General features: G+C 48.3%; 20 protein-coding genes and 1 pseudogene. 3 read left to right on the top strand and 18 right to left on the bottom strand.

Annotation, left to right across the window (positions count from 1 at the left end; translation table 11 throughout):
* The first annotated feature begins 54 nt into the window (after nucleotides 1–54).
* The gene (locus B4F99_RS10350) at nucleotides 55–702 is read left to right on the top strand and encodes a class I SAM-dependent methyltransferase (protein ID WP_290757604.1); all 648 of its coding nucleotides are present in this window, start codon (nucleotides 55–57) and stop codon (nucleotides 700–702) included.
* A 689-nt stretch (nucleotides 703–1391) separates the two neighbouring features.
* Here the strand turns inward: B4F99_RS10350 and B4F99_RS10345 are convergent.
* The 13 genes and pseudogenes from B4F99_RS10345 to B4F99_RS10285 all read right to left on the bottom strand — a co-directional run bounded on the left by B4F99_RS10345 (nucleotide 1392) and on the right by B4F99_RS10285 (nucleotide 11609).
* Nucleotides 1392–2210 carry a DUF2785 domain-containing protein gene (locus tag B4F99_RS10345; RefSeq protein WP_290757601.1) on the bottom strand — a complete coding sequence of 273 codons (819 nt, stop codon included), beginning with the start codon at nucleotides 2208–2210 and terminating at the stop codon, nucleotides 1392–1394.
* A 59-nt stretch (nucleotides 2211–2269) separates the two neighbouring features.
* Nucleotides 2270–3187, bottom strand: coding sequence for a proline dehydrogenase family protein (locus B4F99_RS10340; protein WP_035405952.1), 918 nt, complete (start codon nucleotides 3185–3187; stop codon nucleotides 2270–2272).
* Between the two features lie 84 nt (nucleotides 3188–3271).
* A complete protein-coding gene (locus B4F99_RS10335) occupies nucleotides 3272–3946 on the bottom strand; it encodes a TVP38/TMEM64 family protein (RefSeq protein WP_290757596.1) in 675 nt (224 codons plus the stop codon).
* Nucleotides 3943–4602 (bottom strand): PAQR family membrane homeostasis protein TrhA, encoded by a 660-nt coding sequence (gene trhA / locus B4F99_RS10330; protein WP_035396436.1) that lies wholly within the window; start codon nucleotides 4600–4602, stop codon nucleotides 3943–3945. Before trhA ends, B4F99_RS10335 begins: the two co-directional genes overlap by 4 nt.
* A gap of 218 nt (nucleotides 4603–4820) precedes the next feature.
* Nucleotides 4821–5436 (bottom strand): annotated as a pseudogene (gene hisIE / locus B4F99_RS10325) (bifunctional phosphoribosyl-AMP cyclohydrolase/phosphoribosyl-ATP diphosphatase HisIE).
* On the bottom strand, nucleotides 5433–6182 hold the full coding sequence (gene hisF, locus B4F99_RS10320; RefSeq protein ID WP_023469183.1) for an imidazole glycerol phosphate synthase subunit HisF: 750 nt from the start codon (nucleotides 6180–6182) through the stop codon (nucleotides 5433–5435). The pseudogene hisIE and the gene hisF overlap by 4 nt, the downstream one beginning before the upstream one ends.
* Nucleotides 6176–6880 carry a 1-(5-phosphoribosyl)-5-[(5-phosphoribosylamino)methylideneamino]imidazole-4-carboxamide isomerase gene (gene hisA / locus B4F99_RS10315; RefSeq protein WP_035396350.1) on the bottom strand — a complete coding sequence of 235 codons (705 nt, stop codon included), beginning with the start codon at nucleotides 6878–6880 and terminating at the stop codon, nucleotides 6176–6178. The genes hisF and hisA overlap by 7 nt, the downstream gene beginning before the upstream one ends.
* Nucleotides 6853–7440 carry an imidazole glycerol phosphate synthase subunit HisH gene (hisH, locus tag B4F99_RS10310; RefSeq protein ID WP_255997628.1) on the bottom strand — a complete coding sequence of 196 codons (588 nt, stop codon included), beginning with the start codon at nucleotides 7438–7440 and terminating at the stop codon, nucleotides 6853–6855. The genes hisA and hisH overlap by 28 nt, the downstream gene beginning before the upstream one ends.
* A complete protein-coding gene (gene hisB / locus B4F99_RS10305; protein ID WP_290757591.1) occupies nucleotides 7437–8018 on the bottom strand; it encodes an imidazoleglycerol-phosphate dehydratase HisB in 582 nt (193 codons plus the stop codon). The genes hisH and hisB overlap by 4 nt, the downstream gene beginning before the upstream one ends.
* A complete protein-coding gene (locus B4F99_RS10300) occupies nucleotides 7991–8962 on the bottom strand; it encodes a pyridoxal phosphate-dependent aminotransferase (protein WP_035405946.1) in 972 nt (323 codons plus the stop codon). Before B4F99_RS10300 ends, hisB begins: the two co-directional genes overlap by 28 nt.
* Complete coding sequence (gene hisD / locus B4F99_RS10295; protein ID WP_290757587.1) at nucleotides 8962–10179, bottom strand: histidinol dehydrogenase; 1218 nt, start codon at nucleotides 10177–10179, stop codon at nucleotides 8962–8964. Before hisD ends, B4F99_RS10300 begins: the two co-directional genes overlap by 1 nt.
* Nucleotides 10176–10787 carry an ATP phosphoribosyltransferase gene (gene hisG, locus B4F99_RS10290; RefSeq protein ID WP_023469189.1) on the bottom strand — a complete coding sequence of 204 codons (612 nt, stop codon included), beginning with the start codon at nucleotides 10785–10787 and terminating at the stop codon, nucleotides 10176–10178. The genes hisD and hisG overlap by 4 nt, the downstream gene beginning before the upstream one ends.
* The gene (locus tag B4F99_RS10285; RefSeq protein ID WP_290757583.1) at nucleotides 10788–11609 is read right to left on the bottom strand and encodes an ATP phosphoribosyltransferase regulatory subunit; all 822 of its coding nucleotides are present in this window, start codon (nucleotides 11607–11609) and stop codon (nucleotides 10788–10790) included.
* Between the two features lie 122 nt (nucleotides 11610–11731).
* Between B4F99_RS10285 and hisJ the strand changes: the two genes are divergently transcribed.
* On the top strand, nucleotides 11732–12526 hold the full coding sequence (gene hisJ, locus B4F99_RS10280; RefSeq protein WP_055968870.1) for a histidinol-phosphatase HisJ: 795 nt from the start codon (nucleotides 11732–11734) through the stop codon (nucleotides 12524–12526).
* A 39-nt stretch (nucleotides 12527–12565) separates the two neighbouring features.
* Here hisJ and B4F99_RS10275 read toward each other — a convergent pair whose 3' ends face one another.
* From B4F99_RS10275 to hxlA, 3 genes are all read right to left on the bottom strand, one after another.
* Nucleotides 12566–13336: a hypothetical protein gene (locus B4F99_RS10275; protein ID WP_290757580.1), complete on the bottom strand. Its 771-nt coding sequence runs from the start codon at nucleotides 13334–13336 to the stop codon at nucleotides 12566–12568.
* Nucleotides 13337–13526: 190 nt separating this feature from the next.
* A complete protein-coding gene (gene hxlB, locus B4F99_RS10270; protein ID WP_290757577.1) occupies nucleotides 13527–14075 on the bottom strand; it encodes a 6-phospho-3-hexuloisomerase in 549 nt (182 codons plus the stop codon).
* Nucleotides 14076–14711: a 3-hexulose-6-phosphate synthase gene (gene hxlA / locus B4F99_RS10265; protein ID WP_047393348.1), complete on the bottom strand. Its 636-nt coding sequence runs from the start codon at nucleotides 14709–14711 to the stop codon at nucleotides 14076–14078.
* A gap of 204 nt (nucleotides 14712–14915) precedes the next feature.
* On the opposite strand from hxlA, the gene B4F99_RS10260 reads away from it, so the two are divergent.
* On the top strand, nucleotides 14916–15281 hold the full coding sequence (locus B4F99_RS10260) for a winged helix-turn-helix transcriptional regulator (RefSeq protein ID WP_075643057.1): 366 nt from the start codon (nucleotides 14916–14918) through the stop codon (nucleotides 15279–15281).
* A gap of 55 nt (nucleotides 15282–15336) precedes the next feature.
* Here B4F99_RS10260 and B4F99_RS10255 read toward each other — a convergent pair whose 3' ends face one another.
* Nucleotides 15337–15846: a GNAT family N-acetyltransferase gene (locus B4F99_RS10255; protein WP_290757570.1), complete on the bottom strand. Its 510-nt coding sequence runs from the start codon at nucleotides 15844–15846 to the stop codon at nucleotides 15337–15339.
* A 65-nt stretch (nucleotides 15847–15911) separates the two neighbouring features.
* Nucleotides 15912–17105 (bottom strand): SEC-C domain-containing protein, encoded by a 1194-nt coding sequence (locus B4F99_RS10250; protein ID WP_290757567.1) that lies wholly within the window; start codon nucleotides 17103–17105, stop codon nucleotides 15912–15914.
* Nucleotides 17106–17272 lie beyond the last annotated feature (167 nt).

Raw genomic sequence — 17272 nt, 5'->3', positions numbered from 1 at the left:
AATCAGTCAATGGACAAATTTTCCTGTTAGACTGATAAAAAGGAGTGGTTGAAAATGAGTCAAACCGAGCATGTATGGAATCAAAAAGCCGCCGACTGGGCGGATCGCGCTGACGATATGTGGACGAACGGCAGTCGCAAAACCGTTTTACCGTTCTTACGAAAAATGATCACCGGTGGTCGGTTGCTTGATCTCGGTTGCGGTGATGGGGCAGCCTGTCGACTACTCACACCGGACTTTCAGACAGTCGGACTCGATCTCTCAGACGAAATGATTCGAATCGCGCGTCAGAAATCACCCGAGCAGACGTTCATCGTCGGGACGAGCGAAGCGTTACCGTTCGCTGATCATGCATTTGACGTCGTTCTTGCCGTCAACTCACTCGAATGGTCGACACGTCCCGTTCAAGTACTGCAAGAAATCGAACGCGTTGCCCCACTTGTCGTCATCAGTCTACTTGGTCCGACAGCCGCTCCGCGTCAACTTGCTTATCGTCGTCTGTACGGTGAAGAAGTCGCGATGGGAAATACGATGATGCCGTGGGAATTGCTGCAGCTAGCAAAAGAGCGCGGCTGGACGTTGCTTGATGAAGCGATCATTCAAAAAGAAGGAGCCGTCATGACGGGGCATCGGTTACTGGATCAAGCCCATGCTTTCTCGTGTTTATTTGCTTTTCAGACGACGGCTGTGAGGGAGCGATAAATATGTCACACAGTACCTTTTATACGTCTATATTAATAGCTTTATGTATTGTTTTTTTATTTTACATTGATGCTCTCGATGTTCTAGAAAGATGGCAATTCTTTCTACTCTTTATTGGTCTCTTATTCTGTATACAGGCATTGGGGGACCGTTTATTTCGACGTTATCGGGAGAAACGTTTCCAACCACAAACTACTGTCTTCTTAATGATTGGTTTATTTGCTGGGATGGTGTTTCTAGGTAATATCATTTGGCCATGATGCGAAATGATCGATGTAACGCACTATTCACCTCACTGTCTTCTCACCCGCTTTCCTCAGGCGAGACACAAGCCAGTCTTCCTCATCCTTCGGATAACGAATCCGGGTCTTGTTTGTCTCTGACAGTGCGAGATGAAACGTCGCACTTTTTCCTGTAGGAGTCGGGTGAAGACATGTGAGGAGGACGCACTCATTTATTATCCAAAGAACTCAAAAGCGATCGATTCCATTGACGGAAATCGATCGCTTTTGAGTTTAGTTCATTCAGGACGAACCGGGCATCTTCGACTCCTACAGGAAAAGGAAGCATGAACCATGCTTCCGTCAGGGAAGAGGAAGACACGGCAAATCGCATGGAATGCGAAATGCCGCGGCTTACTTCCCGCCTGAGGAAAGAGAAGATGCTGGGAACGTCCGGTATACTTTGCTTCATCCTCCATGCGTTCGCTGATGTACCTGTCGCAACCACTCTTCAACCAAGACAAGACCCGATTGCTCTTCCCATTTCAGTCGGAAATAGAGTGTCTGTAGCATCTGTTTGACGTTACGATACGTCGTCCACTCCGCATCTCCCCACGTCACGTCACTCTCAAGCCACGTCTTCACCTTCTGTTCGATTCGTTGCAATAAGATATCTTCTGACAGTCCATGACGACAAGCTTGTAACCACGCCGTTACCATCCGGTCCGCTTCTTCATCGACATAGAGATAATCGGACCGCGTCAACTGACGAATCATCGCATCAATCGCTCCGATTTCCTCCTGCGGACGACTGGCTGGATGCGTAAACCAGACCGCATAAACATCGGAGATATGCGCCATGCTATGTGCCCATCCCATTCCATCAATGAATCCACGGACATCCTTTTCTTGCTCTAGGTACGTTTGCAAGTACGTCGACAGCCGATACAACTGTTCTTGATTCAGTATACGCCGAGTTTTATCCATCACTAACAGCTCAGCGAGTGCTAATGCTGAAAATGATCGCGTCAGAACAGCTGTTGTGTCCGCTGTTCCCATTCTATACATCAATCCATGCCCACTTAAAATAAAATCGAAAATTCGATTGGTGTCTTCTATCGTAAAGGACTCTGATGCGATGTAGGTCGCTAACTGCGGATAGACCAATCCATCCCGCAACTCAGAATTCGTCGAACCGATGTGTAGAAGCAACTCATCGAGTAACGCAGGTGTTACACTCGCGTCTTGTTGTAGCAGTTCCTTGAATTCTTGTTCTGTGCGTGCCATTCTGTCCTCTCCTCCCTGAATCAAAAAAAGGCGATGCAGCATTGCATCGCCTTCTCTTCTTATCCTTTGACCATTCCTTTGAGAACGAAGGCAACGTTTGCCGGTCGTTCTGCTAAACGGCGCATGAAGTAACCATACCAGTCACGTCCATAAGGGACATAGACACGGACTTTATAGCCTTGTTTGACGAGTTCGAGTTGACGCTCAACCCGGATGCCGAATAACATCTGGAATTCGAACTGGTCTTTTTCAATCCCGTTTTCTTTAGCGTAACGGATGATTTGCTCGATCATCGCATCGTCATGTGTTGCGACGGCAGCATAGTTTCCGAGTGATAATTGTAACTTCACGAGCTTGATGTAGTTGTGATCGACATCTTCTTTTTCTGGGAACGCCACCGTTGCCGGCTCTTTATATGCCCCTTTAACGATCCGGAGATTCGTCTCGAAGCGTCCGACACGTTTGATATCATCTTCCGACCGGTAAAGGTATGACTGGATGACCGTACCGATGTTATCGAAAGATTGGCGCAATTCTTCAAACAATTGAATCGTCTTTTCACAACGTGGCTCGTCTTCCATATCAATCGTGACGAAGACACCGAGTTCTTTCGCCCGCGTTAAGATCCGTTCCATGTTCGAGCGAATCAAGTCGTCCGAGATATCGAGTCCGAGTGATGTCAGTTTCAACGAGAGTTGCGAGTCTAATTTTTCTTCCGCAATCATCTCAACCGCACGAATACATTCTTGTGTCATCATCTCTGCTTCCGCTACCGTCGAGATGAACTCCCCTAAATGGTCCATCGTGACGCATAATCCTTTTGCGTTCAATTCCTGGATCGCCCGTTTTGATGCTTCCAATGAATCCCCTGCCACGAAGCGACTTGCTCCGAATTTAAGCCCGTATCGCTTGGCGAGACCGTTCAATGTCTTGTTTTGCGATAAGAAGATAAAACCATCCCGTAGTACTTTTTCCATCACTCATGATTCCCCCTAAATAAATGCTAGGCTGTTTTACCGTATCGGTTCACATCTCTGCCTTTATATTATGACATAAAGCGCTTACATACGCTCTTTCTTTTGTTTGTTTTTGAAAATCCGTTGAGCGACAAGTCCTACGGCAAAGAATAAGACATACAGACCGATCGCGAGGAAGAACTGCCATGAGAACGGATCGCGTAGGCTTGAGCCGATATTGTTGTAAACGAACGCACCGGGAATGATCCCGATATAGTTCGCGATGGCGAACTGTTTAAAGCGGATTTTTGATAATCCGGACGCGTAGCTGATCGCGTCAAACGGAAACAACGGAATCAACCGAACGATCAAGACGACGAGAAAGCCGTTCGTCGCAATCCGTTCATCAAGCACGTTCAACTTCCCTTTCCCGATCAATTTTTCGACCCCACGGCGACCGAGCAACCGGGCGATCCAAAAGCTGAGCAATCCACCGGTACCGGCACCAATGACGTCGAGTAGTGTTCCGAGCCACGGACCATACGTATAACCGCCAAAAACGGTCAAAAGACTCGCCGGGAAAAAGACGAGCGGTCGAACGGTATAGGCGAGGACATAAAGCACCATCCCGGTGAGACCTTGATCCCGTACCCAGTCCGATAATGCCTGAATGTCGAATTGCTCCAGCATTCCAGACATCCGGAAGTACAGGAGCAATCCAAGACCAAACATAAAATACAGCGTGATCGGGAGCCAGTCCCGGAGCCGTAATTTCTTCATGACATCGTCGCTGGAGCAACGTAGTAGAAAATCGACAGGAAGATCAACACACTACCAGCAAGGACGAACAGATGCCAAATCGCGTGGTTGTACGGCAAGCGTGCCCAGACGTAGAAGATGACGCCGAGCGAGTATGCAAGGCCGCCACCGAGGAGCAGTAAGAATCCTTGTAATCCAAGTGCTTCATAGATCGGCTTGATCGCAAACAGACAACACCAGCCGAGGATCAGATAAGACGCATTCGAGATCCAGACATATTTACCGGTCGAATAAAGCTTCCAGATGATGCCGAGCGTTCCGACACCCCAGACGATTCCGAGCAATGTCCAGCCGAGCGGACCACGGAGTGTGATTAAAGCGAACGGTGTATAACTACCGGCAATCAACAAATAGATGCCAGCATGATCTAAAATTTGTAGAACCTTGTTTGCTTTCGTATGCATCAGCGAATGCATCAAGGTCGAGAACAGATAAAGGAGAATCATCGTTGCCCCGAAGATACTGACAGCAGTGACGTTCCAAGCGCTGCCGGATTTCGTCGCCTGCAGGATCAACATCACGAGCGCGACGATACTGAAAATGACACCCAATCCGTGTGTAATGGCACTGGCGATCTCCTCTTTCAAGGAGTCACCTTTTGCGAGTAGCTCTTCGATCGTTTCCTTCGATTGTTGCTTGATCGTTTGCTTAAGTTCTTTTTTGGTAACCAACCGAACACCTACTTTCTAATGACACAAGACTAACACTTTGATTATACGCTCTGAAGCGACAGCGTGCCTATCGAAAGATTCTGTCGATTTGATGACAACCGTCATCTGTTTGTCTTTTCCCGCTTATACAAAAATCCACACCGCCTTTGCGATGTGGATGTCGTTTACCATTGTTCAATATCCGGGCGATCCTTGAACGTCGATTTTGTACCGTGACGTTCGTTAAGGACGGCTTCGACTTCTTTGAATGAGACACCGCGCTCAGCGAGCAAGACCGTTAAGTGATACAACAAGTCTGCTGTCTCTTCTGCTAACGTATCGTTACCAGCGAGAACGACTTCAAATGCCTCTTCGCCGAACTTCTTCGCGATCTTCTCATATCCAGAAGCAATCAAATAGTTCGTATAGGATTCTGCTTCTTTCGCGTCAATCTTCGCTTTGACCGTCTGTTCCAGTTCGTATAACATCGGGCACCTCCACTTCCGTATAGAAACAACTACGATTTCCTGTATGGCATGTCGGACCATTCGCTTTGACCGTGATCAAGAGACTATCTTGATCACAGTCAATCCACATCCGTTTGAGTTCAAGCGTGTTCCCGCTCGTCTCCCCTTTCGTCCAGAGACGATTCTTCGTCCGCGAGAAGAAGGTGACAAGACCGGTCGCAAGCGTCTTATCATAAGCGGCTTGGTCCATGAAGCCGACCATCAAGACATCGTTCGTCTGCTCGTCGACGACGACGGCAGCGACAAGTCCTTTCGAAAAATTTAATGTCGTCATCGGACTTCGACTCCCCGTTCTTTGAGGTAGGCTTTCGTTTCCGGCATCGTGTATGTCGCTTCATGGAAGATTGAAGCAGCAAGAGCCGCGTCAGCGCCTGCCTCTAGTCCTTCCGCTAAGTGATCGAGCGTTCCGACCCCACCGGAAGCAATGATCGGCACGTTGACGACTTCACGCAGACGACGGATCAAGGCGAGATCATAGCCGTCTTTTGTTCCGTCAGCGTCCATTGAAGTGACGAGTAATTCACCGGCACCCAGGGCAACGGCTTCCTGCGCCCACTCGATCGCGTCACGTCCGACCGGTTGTGTTCCACCGTGTGAGAAGACACCCCACGAGTCGCCGGTCTGTTTCGCATCGATTGCGACGACTGTCGCTTGGACACCGAACAGGCGGCTGACTTCTTGAATCAGTTGTGGATTTTGAAGCGCCGACGAGTTGAGTGAGACTTTGTCAGCACCGGCACGAATCAAGCGTTTCGCGTCTTCAATCGTCTTGATTCCGCCACCGACCGTAAACGGCATGTAGATGACTTCTGCGACGCGTTCGACGATATCAAGCATCGTCTCGCGCCCTTCTTGCGTTGCTGAGATATCGAGCAGGACGAGTTCGTCCGCCCCTTGCTCGTAATAGTATTTCGCGACGGCGACCGGGTCACCAAGATCACGTAAGTTTTGGAATTTGACCCCTTTGACGACACGTCCTTCCTTGACGTCAAGACAAGGAATGATTCGTTTCATCAACATACGCGTAACACCTCTTTTAAGGCGAGTGATCCGTCGAGCAATGCCCGACCGACGACCGCTCCGTCCATCCCGATCTCTTTGAGGCGCGCGACGTCATCAACGGTCGTCACACCACCAGAAGCGATCAATTCGACCCCTTCCCGCTTCAAACGATCGAGTCCATCGACATCCGGTCCCATCATCATTCCGTCACGCGAAATGTCTGTATACAGGAACGTCTTGATGCCTTTGCCGATCAAGTGCGTCATCGCCTCTTCGAGCGTCCAACCGCTCGCTTCGAGCCAGCCGCGTGTCTGGACGATGCCTTCTTTTGCATCTAACGCAACAGCCAGTTTATCACCAGCGAGGGCAATCATCTGCTCGAGTAACGCTTCATCCTCGAGAGCGACCGTGCCGACCAGAATTCGATCGATTCCGGCACCGACGTATGCTTCGACGGTTTCGATGTTACGGACACCACCACCCGCTTCGACGAACAAACCGGTCTCCTTTTTGATGTCGGCAATCAAGCTCAAGTGCAACGGTTCGCCGGCTTTCGCGCCGTCAAGATCAATCAAGTGAATCGCTGTTGCCCCATCTTCCTTGAAGCGCTTCGCAATCGTCAGCGCATCGCCGAAGAATGTCTGTTGGTCAAAATCTCCTTGCTTCAGGCGTACGGCCTGTCCGCTCATTAAATCGATTGCTGGGTAGAGTTGCATGTCGTCTCTCTCCATTCCTTCAGTAGTTTCAGTCCGACTTCGCCACTCTTCTCTGGGTGGAACTGCATCCCGGTGACTTGTCCTTTTTGAACGATCGCTGGAACAAGACGTCCGTATTCGACCGAGTCGACGATCCATTCTGGGTCACAAACAGCGCCGTACGAGTGGACGAAATAGACCGCTTCGCCGTGGTTCGTCAGCTGGTGCCAACCCATGTGCGGCAAGCGGACGTCGCTCGGTAGTTTTTCGATCGTTCCCGGTAAGATCCCGAGACCTTCCGTCAGTCCATCTTCGTCACTCGATTCAAAGAGCAGTTGCATCCCGAGGCAAATCCCAAGAAACGGTTTCTTTTCCGCTTGTTCTTTTAAGAAGTCGACGAGTCCCGTTTCCTTCAGGCGCTCCATTGCCGGTGCATAAGCACCGACACCCGGTAAGACGAGTGCTTCCGCTTGGTCGAGCAACTCCGTGTCACTCGTGACGATGACTGCTTCGCCGAGCTCCTTTAACGCCCGCTCGACATTCGCGATATTCCCGACGCCATAATCGACGATTGCTATCATTGATCAATCAACCCTTTCGTAGACGGTACCCCTTCGCTCGTCACGGCGGCTGCCTGACGGACGGCTCGACCGAGTGCTTTGAACAACCCTTCGATCATGTGGTGTGTGTTCGAGCCATATAAGACTTCGGCATGAATCGTCATCCGGGCACTCCGTGATAAGCCTTGGAAGAACTCTTCTGCGAGTTCCGTATCAAAGTCACCGAGCTTCGGATTCTTGAAACTAGCACGGAAGACCGTGAACGGACGACCGCTGAAATCGAGCACGACCGACGCGAGTGTCTCATCCATCGGTACACGCGATTCGCCGTAGCGTTCAATCCCGGCTTTATCGCCGAGCGCTTCCGTCAACGCTGCCCCGAGAACGATCGCTGTATCTTCGACCGTATGGTGCGCATCGATCCACGTATCACCTTTTGCTGTCACCTTCAGACCGATCCGGGCCTGAAAGGCGAATAACGTCAACATATGATCAAAGAAGCCGACACCGGTCTTGATTTCAACCGGACCTCCTGCGAGATCGACCTCGACCTTGATGTCTGACTCTGCACTTACTCGTTCGCTTGCGCCACGCCGCATCGTAATTCCTCCTCTACACACGTTTCTAATACTTGCATCGCTTCTGGTGATCCACAACTGACACGGAAGGCTTGGTCAAACAAACGAATCCGTAATCCGGCGTCAGCACAACGCTGCGTAAAGCGTTCGGCTTCTGGATACTCGACATAGACGAAGTTCGCTGCACTCGGATACGTCTTGCCGATTGGCGCGAGAATCCGTTCGATCGCCTCACGGCTCGCATACGTTTCCTCTAAGACCCGATCGAGTTCCGGTTCTGCCATGATGGCGATGCCGACAGCTGCTGATAGACCAGAGACGTTGTACGGTGATTTGATCTGTTCGATTTCTTCAATGATTTGTTCGCTCGCGATGACAAAACCAAGTCGAAGCGATGCGAGTCCGAACGCTTTCGAGAGCGTCCGTAAGATGATCGCTTTCGGATATTCTTCGAGTAAATGAAGCATCGACTGTTCGAGCGCGAAGTCGATGTACGCCTCATCGATGACGACGTATTTGCCACTGTCGAGCAAACGACGGATGTCCGCTTCCTTGCGGAGGACACCGGACGGATTGTGCGGGTGACTCAAGAAGATGATTTCCCCCGGCGCTGCGATCAATCCGTCGACGTCAAGCGCCATCTCGTCGAGTAACGGTACCCGTTCAAACGGTGCCCGTGCCCGGTCAGCGTAGAACTGGTACATGACGAAGTCCGGTTCCGAGGCGATGACTGGCATCCCGGGTCCACCGTAGCGGGCACATAAGTAGCCGATCAACTCATCTGAGCCGTTTCCGGCGACGAGTTGCGTCGGACGGACACCAGCGTATGTTGCGTACGATGCCTTAACTTGATCGATGATCTCGACAGGATATTCGTTTAAAGGGAACGTTGCGATCAATTCCTGGATCGCTTCGATCCCGACTGGACTGTGGGTCGTGAATCGTTCGTTTTGGTGTAATCGCATTAATCTTCCCTCACTTCGATGGCTTGTGCGTGTGCTTCGAGTCCTTCAACCCGGGCAACGGTTTTCGCTGCGTTCGCGAGACGTTGTACGCCTGCGCGTGTGGCTTCGAGCATCGTCTGGTGACGCAGGAATGTCCGCGCTGATAATCCAGACGCAAAACGAGCTGTCCCGGACGTTGGTAAGACGTGGTTCGTTCCGGCGACGTAATCACCGAGCGTTTCTGGTGTCTCGTGACCGAGGAAAATCATCCCGGCGTGACGGATCGATTTGACGACCTCTTGCGGATTGGCAACGGCAAGTTCCAAGTGCTCCGCTGCGAGGCGATTCGCTTCTTCAATTGCTGTTTCGAGTGGAGCGACGAACACACCACCGTTTTCCATCGCACGACGGGCAATCTCTTGACGCGGCAATTGCTGTAAGCGCCTCTCGATTTCTGCATCCACCGTTTGTTTCATCTCTTCCGTTGGCACGAAGGCGATCGCGACAGCGTCACGGTCGTGTTCGGCTTGGGCAAGTAAGTCGGCTGCGATCCGGTCCGGATGCGCTGTTTCGTCCGCGATGACGACGACTTCCGATGGACCGGCAACCGAGTCGATGCCAACAATCCCGTAGACTTGGCGTTTTGCTTCAGCAACGAAGCGGTTTCCGGGTCCGACGATCAAGTCAACGGCTTGGATGCTTTCTGTTCCAAATGTCAGCGCGGCGACCGCTTGTGCTCCACCAATCGTATAGATTTCTGTCACACCAGCGATGCGTGCCGCAACGAGAACCTCATCACTTAAGTTCGTCATCGGTGTCACCATGACGACGCGTTCGACTCCGGCAACTTTCGCTGGAATGGCGTTCATCAAGACCGTCGATGGATAACTTGCTGCACCACCCGGTACGTAGATCCCGACCGAATCAACGGGAACGAACCGTTGGCGTCGTGTCACGTCTGCTTCGACGAGTTCGATGTCAGACGGTAGTTCTTGTTCGTGCCACTCGACGAGTCGTGTCGCCATCAACTTCAACGAGTCAATCAAGTTGGCGTCTGCCTGTTCGAAGGCTTGTGTGATCCGTGTTTCACTGAGACGGAAATCTTCGAGATCGACCTGATCGAATTGGTTCGTGTAATCGCGGACAGCAGCGTCACCGTCTGTTGCGACGCGTTCGAGGATTGCGCGGACCGCAAGCTCCGTGTCGCGATCGATGCTGAAAGGTTTTGTCGGTGTCATGATCGTGTCACTCCTTCTGTCAATTGCTCGAGCAAGCGGATGACTTCCACCCGCTTCCGTTTTAACGTCCATTCGCTCGTAAAGAATCGAGCGCTGATATCGATGATTTTTTCGTATTCATTTAGTCCGTTTGCCCGTAACGTCTCACCTGTCTCGACGATATCGACGATTGCGTCAGCAAGACCGAGTAACGGCGCTAACTCGACCGAACCGTTCAACGGTACGATGTCGACGTCGACACCGAGTTCGCTGAAGTAGCGTTTTGCGATGACCGGATACTTCGTCGCGATCCGGACGCGGCGTCCGCCTTCGAATTGCAACGGTTCCTTTGCACAGACGGACATCCGGCAGACTCCGAATGGCAATTCCGCGAGTTCTGACAGTTCTTGATCCGATTCGAGTAAGATGTCGCTCCCCGTGATCGCGACGTCAAGGACGCCTTGAGCAACGTACGGAATCAAATCCGATCCTTTCATGAAGACGAATTCGTGCTCGCCCCGTTTGACGATTAGTTCGCGTTCAATGGCTCCCCATGTCTCGACGCCAGCTTCTTTTAGGTAACGTTCTGTCGCTTTCGACAGCCGTCCTTTCGTAATTCCGATTCGCATTTAGAGCACCTCCGCCAACCGTTCGACCGAGAATCCGATGCCGAACGCCTGTTGTTCTTGTCCGAATTGTTCATAAAGCCGGTCATAGCGTCCACCGACGAGGACGGGTTCCGTCACACCTTCGATGAAACCGTGAATCGTGATCCCGTCATAGTACGTCTGTAAGCCCATTTGACCGAAGTCGAGATCGGCATTGACGGCTTCCGCGAGATCAAGCACGGCATTGAGTCGTGTCTCGTCGACGTACGGTAAGATCGTCTCTGCCCCTTCGCGTCCGAATAATAAAGGAAGTTTCGCGAGTAAAGCATCATCAAGTTGACCCGCGATTCGCTTCAGTTCGATGACGTTACGTAAACGGAGCATCTGCGTCACTTGGTCGCGTAAGTGGTGATCACCGACGCGCGTCTCAATCAAATGCTCGATCAATCCGGCATCGCCGATCGAGAGTGTGACTTCTTTTCCTGTCAGTTCTTCGACGAGTCGGACCGCGAGTTGAATTGCTTCGATTTCCGCGATTTGTCCCCGTTCCTCGAATCCGACTTGGAACTTCTCTTCCGGTTGAAAGACAGAGCCACTGTAGAAGACACGTTTATATTGTTCGCGACCACGTTCGCTAAGGGCACGCGCGACACTAGTCGTAAAATCCATCCGAATCTGTTCCCGTCCACCGATTTCCTCAATTAAGGGGGTGATTAATCGGGTATAGTTAGATTGTTCGAGTCCATCCTCGAGCTGACGGATGACCCGTTGAAGCCGTGTTGCCGAGGCACCGACATAGTCCGTCGCTCCATCCTTGAGTCGAATCGTAGAAAATGATTGCATACTCCCACTCCTTTATCTTATTATCACTGTACCACGCTAAATTATTTAACGATAAGATACCGTGTTTCGGGCACATTGTCAATCGCTTTGCTTGCCAATTCTAAAAAATCGGAGGGTTACTCATGCAATTATTGAAATGGGACGGTCACGTCCACAGTCCATATTGTCCACACGGTACGAAGGATCCACTCGAAGCCTACATCGAGCGTGCCTTAGAGCAAGGCTTAGAACGGATCAGCTTCACGGAACACGCCCCTTTACCTGAAGGTGTGACGGATCCTGCGCCAGATAACGATTCCGGAATGTCGTTCGCGACAGCCGATGCCTACCTGAAGGAATTAACGCAACTCCGCGAGACATACAAGAATCAGATTGATATCCGGATCGGAATGGAGTTCGACTACTGGGAAGGGCATGTCGACGGTACGCGTGACATCATCGCCCGCTACGCTGACGTCTTGACCGACGGCATCCTCTCACTGCATTACTTATACATCGATGAGCAATATTACGGCGTCGACTTCAGCAAGGAAAGCTTCGGTGAGATCGTCACGAAACTCGGAAGCGTCACGGCGGTACACGAACGCTATTATGAAGGCATCCAAGCCCTCGTCATGACGGACCTCGGTGCACACCAGCCGAAGCGCCTCGGTCACTTAACGTTACCGACGAAATTCATCCAAGCCTATCCGCTTGAGTCGAACCCAACGAACCTCGACGACACGTTACGGAAGATCCGTCAGGCGAACTTCACACTCGACGTCAACACAGCAGGACTCCGAAAGCCATTATGCGGTCTTTCCTATCCTTACCCGGAACTCCTGCAAGTCACGCAGTCGTTATCGATTCCGCTCGTCTATGGATCAGATGCCCATCTCGCAAAAGATGTCGGTGCTGATTTCGATTTCAAATGGTAAAACAAAAATCCGGATGCCGCAGCGTCCGGATTTTTTTGTTTAGGAATATGGAAAATCAGCAGCTTCGACAGGAGCAATCGATCGTGCTAATTTTTTTAATTGTGCTAGCGACACGTTACCAGACAGGAGGACGATTTGGTTGTCCTCGACGTAATAGAGGTTCGTTCTCTTTTGTTTCTGCTGCAAATAAGCTGTCTGTCCGTTTGCAAGCGTCGTTTCCTTCCAGTCCTTGCCTTGAACGTCTTGCTTCGGAACAACGGTTAGAAGAATCGTTTGGGACTTCGTGTGGAAGAACCAAACACTATCGTCCCCATTAGGAGTCGAACTACTCATAATCGCTTGGAATGTCGAGAACGGTAAATTCAAGCCGCGAGCAGAACTACTCTTCTTAATGTTTTGAACGTCGTCATATGAGACGCCTCCTAACATCCAGTTCGTCTCTTGCTTGGTATACTCTAGTACAGCAAGACGATCTGCTCCTTTTGGATAATGCAGCGTCACGTAAGCATGATTTCCGACAACGATACTGCTCCAGATATCACCTTCAGTCGGGTGCGCTTTTGTTCCATCTTTAAAGTAAAACGTCACGTGACGACGGAAATCCGCTTCAAACGAATCCTGTTCTGAAAAGTCCTTCGCTTTAATGCGTTGCACGATGGCATCGGGATTATTTACATCTTCAGCAGTATTATCCTCGATCCAGTGTGACCTAAGCTGATTCAAAGGCGGAATTTGGTCTGGTTCCATACAACCGGTCAAGATACTTGCAGCGAGTAAAGCACTGATTACACCAATCCGTTGAAATCGCATGACAATCTCCTTTTCCTCTTTTTTCCTTTCTTTGAGTATCTCACGTTGCGGGACTAAGTCTTTAAGAAAATTATGAAAAGAAGGAAAGGAGAATTTCTGATTAATACGCATTCATACGCGAAAAATCTACAGACAAAAACAGACTAGCCCCCTTCTATTTGAAGAAAAGAACTAATCTGTTTCGCATGTTTCATTCTAAGTTGGCATGTTTCCCGTACATCGTTTGCGAATCGAGCTGTTTGTCTTCCATGATCTGCAGAATCAAGCCATCATAGAACAACAACATCGTCTGTTCGAACAACGAGCCCATCGGTTGAACCGTCTCGTCCGCTGATGCCGTTTGTTCTTTCGGAACTCCAGGCAATTGGACGACCAAGTCGGCTAATCGTGCTAACGTCGACGTCGGATTGATCGTGACGACGGCAACCGTTCCACCGAGTTGCTGTGCTTTCTCGACGATTGGAATCAAGGTTTTCGTCTCACCCGATCCGGAACCGACGATCAACAAGTCACCCTCGCGTAAATTCGCCGTGACCGTCTCACCGACGACATACGCGTCGAGTCCCATGTGCATCAACCGCATGACGAACGCTTTTCCCATTAAGCCGGAGCGACCGGCTCCTGCGAGAAAGATTCGGTTCGCTTGCAGCACAGCGTCTGCCAGTTCTTTTGTCTCGGTTGCATCGATCGCTTCGACCGTCGAAGTCAGCTCTTCGATAATCGTTTGAATATGTGTCATTTACGCCTCTTGCAGCATCCGGTGCATCGTTGACGCTGTCTCTTGTTTATCATCTTGTCCCGTGATACCGCCACCGACGATGATCAAATCAGGACGTGCTGCGATGACTTCTGGTAACGTCTCCATCTTGATGCCACCCGCAACAGCAGTTTTTGCGTTCGTCACAACCGACTTGATTGTCGCGAGATCCTCGAATGAATTTTGACCGACTGCTTGCAAATCGTACCCTGTGTGGACACAGATATAGTCGACACCTAATGCATCAAGTTCTTTCGCACGTGTTGCGATATCTTTAACAGCAATCATATCAACGAGAATCTGTTTGCCTGATTTTTTTGCTTCTTCGACTGCCCCTTTGATTGACATGTCTTCGGCTGCACCAAGGATCGTCACGATGTCAGCACCGTGTGCGACAGCTTGGCTGACTTCATAACCGGCAGCATCCATGATCTTCAAGTCAGCGAGGACCGTTAAGTTCGGGAACGCTTCTTTCATTTCTTTAACGGCGCGGAGGCCTTCGTTGATGACGACTGGTGTGCCGATCTCAACGATATCTAAATTGTCTTCCCCGATTTCTTTGACTAAAGCAATCGCACCTGCTGTATCGACTAAATCAATCGCGAGTTGTAATTTCATTTGTATCTCTCCCATTCTTCTCTGTATTGTCGTACCTGACACTTCCTTCAGACGTTCAAGAAGGAACAGGACTAAATATAATCCTGATAGACGAACTTGGGAAGTACGCACTTTTAATTTACATAGTGTGGTTTTTCATACATAGTGCAGAAAAGTATACTGTCAACCGGAAGAAAGACTATACTGGAGCAGGAGGTGGAATCGATGCCACATTTTGAAGATCGTCAGTTTAACTGTGAGAAGGAATTGACCCTCTCGATCATCGGGGGCAAATGGAAGATGCTCATTCTTTGGCACTTAGGCAAGGAAGGAACGAAACGCTTCGGGGAACTAAAAAGTCTGATGCCTGGGATCACGCAACGGATGCTCGTCAATCAACTGCGCGAACTTGAAGACCACCACATCATTCACCGGGAAGTTTATCCGGTCGTACCACCGAAGGTCGAATATTCGTTGACACCGCACGGTCATAGCTTAATGCCGATTTTAGATGCGATGTATGACTGGGGTAAGGATTATGCGAAAAACGTCTTGGAGATCGATTTTGAACAACAAAAGGTATCGCCATAAAAAAGATGCTCATGGGCTCGTCTCTTTTCAGAGATAAGTCCACGGAGCATCTTTTTTAGGATTCTTCCGTTGTATAAATCTTCGACATTGCCAGTTCATCAACGTATTCGCCATCGATGAAAAGCGACGCGATGCGAGTCCCTTCGATGTTGAAGCCAAACTTATGATAGAGTTCGATTGCTCGCAAGTTATCCTTTCGAACCGTCAACTCGAGTCGGATGAGTCCTGCTTCAATCGCAAACGCATCAACCGCTTCAAGTAGCCCCGCACCGAGTCCACGACCTGTATAAGCATCAAGTAAGCCGATGACAAGATTCGCGCGGTGACGAATCCGACTCGGTTCACCACCAACGACGAGCACATACCCGACGAGTTGTTCGTCAACGTCTACAACGAAGATGTCCGAATTCGCAGCCTGACCAAATTTCTCGATGAACGCCTCCGCCTGTTCCGTTGACAGGACGCGTTCCTCCGGCTCATACAACATATATTTCGTTTCGCGATCAATGCGTCGCATCAAATCCGATAAGGCTTTACCGTCTATCAACGTGGCACGTCGTATCATAGATGTCAGCTCCAAATTAGATATTTTATATTATATAATAATAAATAATTTAACTCAGAAATACTTTAAAATAATAAATTGAATGAATCTTCTGTGTCGTCTTCTATGTCTTCATAATAAACTTTTGACCATGAAATAGATTGGAAAAATTGTTGGTTGATACAAAAATTTTTTACAAATTTAAATTCTTGGTCCGATATTTTATTTCCATGAGCCGCAAGATTTCTAATTTTACGTATTTCTTCGAGTTTTAAGAATAAATCAGAAAACTCATCAGAAATATAAGGTATCTCATTTTCAACAATATAAATAATCATTTTTTGCATAGTCATATTTTTAATCTTTTTCTTTTCGTTCAACTCAATGAGTAATTTTAACTCTCTTTCTAGAATTCCAGAATAAATCATAACTAAACCACTATAGGATATTATTTCTTTAGATTTATATGGCAAAGACTTTTCTTGATAAAATACGGTTGCTAGATCATCTTTCGATGATTCCTCTAAACCGTGGAAAGAATGCGCTAGTTTTCGATACTCATCATTTAGTTCATCCAATGCTTTCCAATCAATAAAAACGAAATCAGACGGTTCACTTACAACATTTTCTTTATCAGAAAGGTTTAAGTCCCAGTTTACTAACTTTTCTTCCTCTCCATTTGAATCAACATAAAGTTTAATAATTCCAATAGATTTATTATCAGGAATCCCTTCGTGTAGTGCTTGATAACAAAATTCATTCATAATCTTCATTGCACTGTAGTCTGCAGTAGCTGTATCTTCTAAATTATAAAATTCCATTAGTGTTGATTTAGATATATGTCTTAAGAGGGTAAGTTCATTATTAGTTAAAGAGGGATAATTTCTTGCTGTTTCAGAAACTATCTTAAGAATTTGATCACTTTTTGTATTCTTGTTATTTGATAGTGACATTGTATTTAAATATACATAGTAGTCAAGAATATTTTCAGAAGTAGAAAGTTCATATAAACAAGTTGCATTTGATTTAATATTATTAACTGGAATATGTTTTTTAGAAAGCCATTTAATGATTTGTTCAATTTGAGCAAAAGCCAATTCTCTAACTCCTAATGTAGGGTTATGTGTAGAAGTACCTAATTCGAATTCACTTCCAACTGGTAAGTTATTTTTATTGTTATTGTTAGAATTTATATTTTTACTATCAGAATGTATACAACACTTTTTGTATTTTTTACCAGAACCGCAATGACATTTTTCGTTTCTTCCTAACAACCCCATAAATATTCCTCCTGTCACATTCTTAGTGAACATTATATTTTTAGAAGTATTTAACAAAAAATAACTCAAGTTAATTTTTTCGACCTAAATCTGACTTTTTATATTGTGATGGATTAGTATCAATTAAAAAAATTAATAAATTCCACTTCATTTATTCAACAAATTAA

It is taken from the genome of Exiguobacterium sp. UBA3491, from assembly GCF_002377745.1.
Lineage (GTDB): Bacteria > Bacillota > Bacilli > Exiguobacteriales > Exiguobacteriaceae > Exiguobacterium_A.
The sequence above is the reverse complement of the archived record's forward strand: the minus strand, read 5'-3'. Positions and strand labels throughout refer to the sequence as shown.

Coding starts and splice junctions, on each gene's coding strand:
- hisD (WP_290757587.1), bottom strand. CDS start 10,179: ATGACACCGACAAAACCTTTCAGCATCGATCGCGACACGGAGCTTGCG.
- hxlA (WP_047393348.1), bottom strand. CDS start 14,711: ATGAAATTACAACTCGCGATTGATTTAGTCGATACAGCAGGTGCGATT.
- B4F99_RS10250 (WP_290757567.1), bottom strand. CDS start 17,105: ATGGGGTTGTTAGGAAGAAACGAAAAATGTCATTGCGGTTCTGGTAAA.
- hxlB (WP_290757577.1), bottom strand. CDS start 14,075: ATGACACATATTCAAACGATTATCGAAGAGCTGACTTCGACGGTCGAA.
- hisG (WP_023469189.1), bottom strand. CDS start 10,787: ATGCGAATCGGAATTACGAAAGGACGGCTGTCGAAAGCGACAGAACGT.
- hisH (WP_255997628.1), bottom strand. CDS start 7,440: ATGATAGCAATCGTCGATTATGGCGTCGGGAATATCGCGAATGTCGAG.
- B4F99_RS10260 (WP_075643057.1), top strand. CDS start 14,916: ATGCCACATTTTGAAGATCGTCAGTTTAACTGTGAGAAGGAATTGACC.
- hisF (WP_023469183.1), bottom strand. CDS start 6,182: ATGTTGATGAAACGAATCATTCCTTGTCTTGACGTCAAGGAAGGACGT.
- B4F99_RS10285 (WP_290757583.1), bottom strand. CDS start 11,609: ATGCAATCATTTTCTACGATTCGACTCAAGGATGGAGCGACGGACTAT.
- hisA (WP_035396350.1), bottom strand. CDS start 6,880: ATGCAACTCTACCCAGCAATCGATTTAATGAGCGGACAGGCCGTACGC.
- B4F99_RS10340 (WP_035405952.1), bottom strand. CDS start 3,187: ATGGAAAAAGTACTACGGGATGGTTTTATCTTCTTATCGCAAAACAAG.
- B4F99_RS10300 (WP_035405946.1), bottom strand. CDS start 8,962: ATGCGATTACACCAAAACGAACGATTCACGACCCACAGTCCAGTCGGG.
- B4F99_RS10335 (WP_290757596.1), bottom strand. CDS start 3,946: ATGAAGAAATTACGGCTCCGGGACTGGCTCCCGATCACGCTGTATTTT.
- B4F99_RS10345 (WP_290757601.1), bottom strand. CDS start 2,210: ATGGCACGCACAGAACAAGAATTCAAGGAACTGCTACAACAAGACGCG.
- B4F99_RS10275 (WP_290757580.1), bottom strand. CDS start 13,336: ATGCGATTTCAACGGATTGGTGTAATCAGTGCTTTACTCGCTGCAAGT.
- B4F99_RS10350 (WP_290757604.1), top strand. CDS start 55: ATGAGTCAAACCGAGCATGTATGGAATCAAAAAGCCGCCGACTGGGCG.
- hisJ (WP_055968870.1), top strand. CDS start 11,732: ATGCAATTATTGAAATGGGACGGTCACGTCCACAGTCCATATTGTCCA.
- B4F99_RS10255 (WP_290757570.1), bottom strand. CDS start 15,846: ATGATACGACGTGCCACGTTGATAGACGGTAAAGCCTTATCGGATTTG.
- hisB (WP_290757591.1), bottom strand. CDS start 8,018: ATGCGGCGTGGCGCAAGCGAACGAGTAAGTGCAGAGTCAGACATCAAG.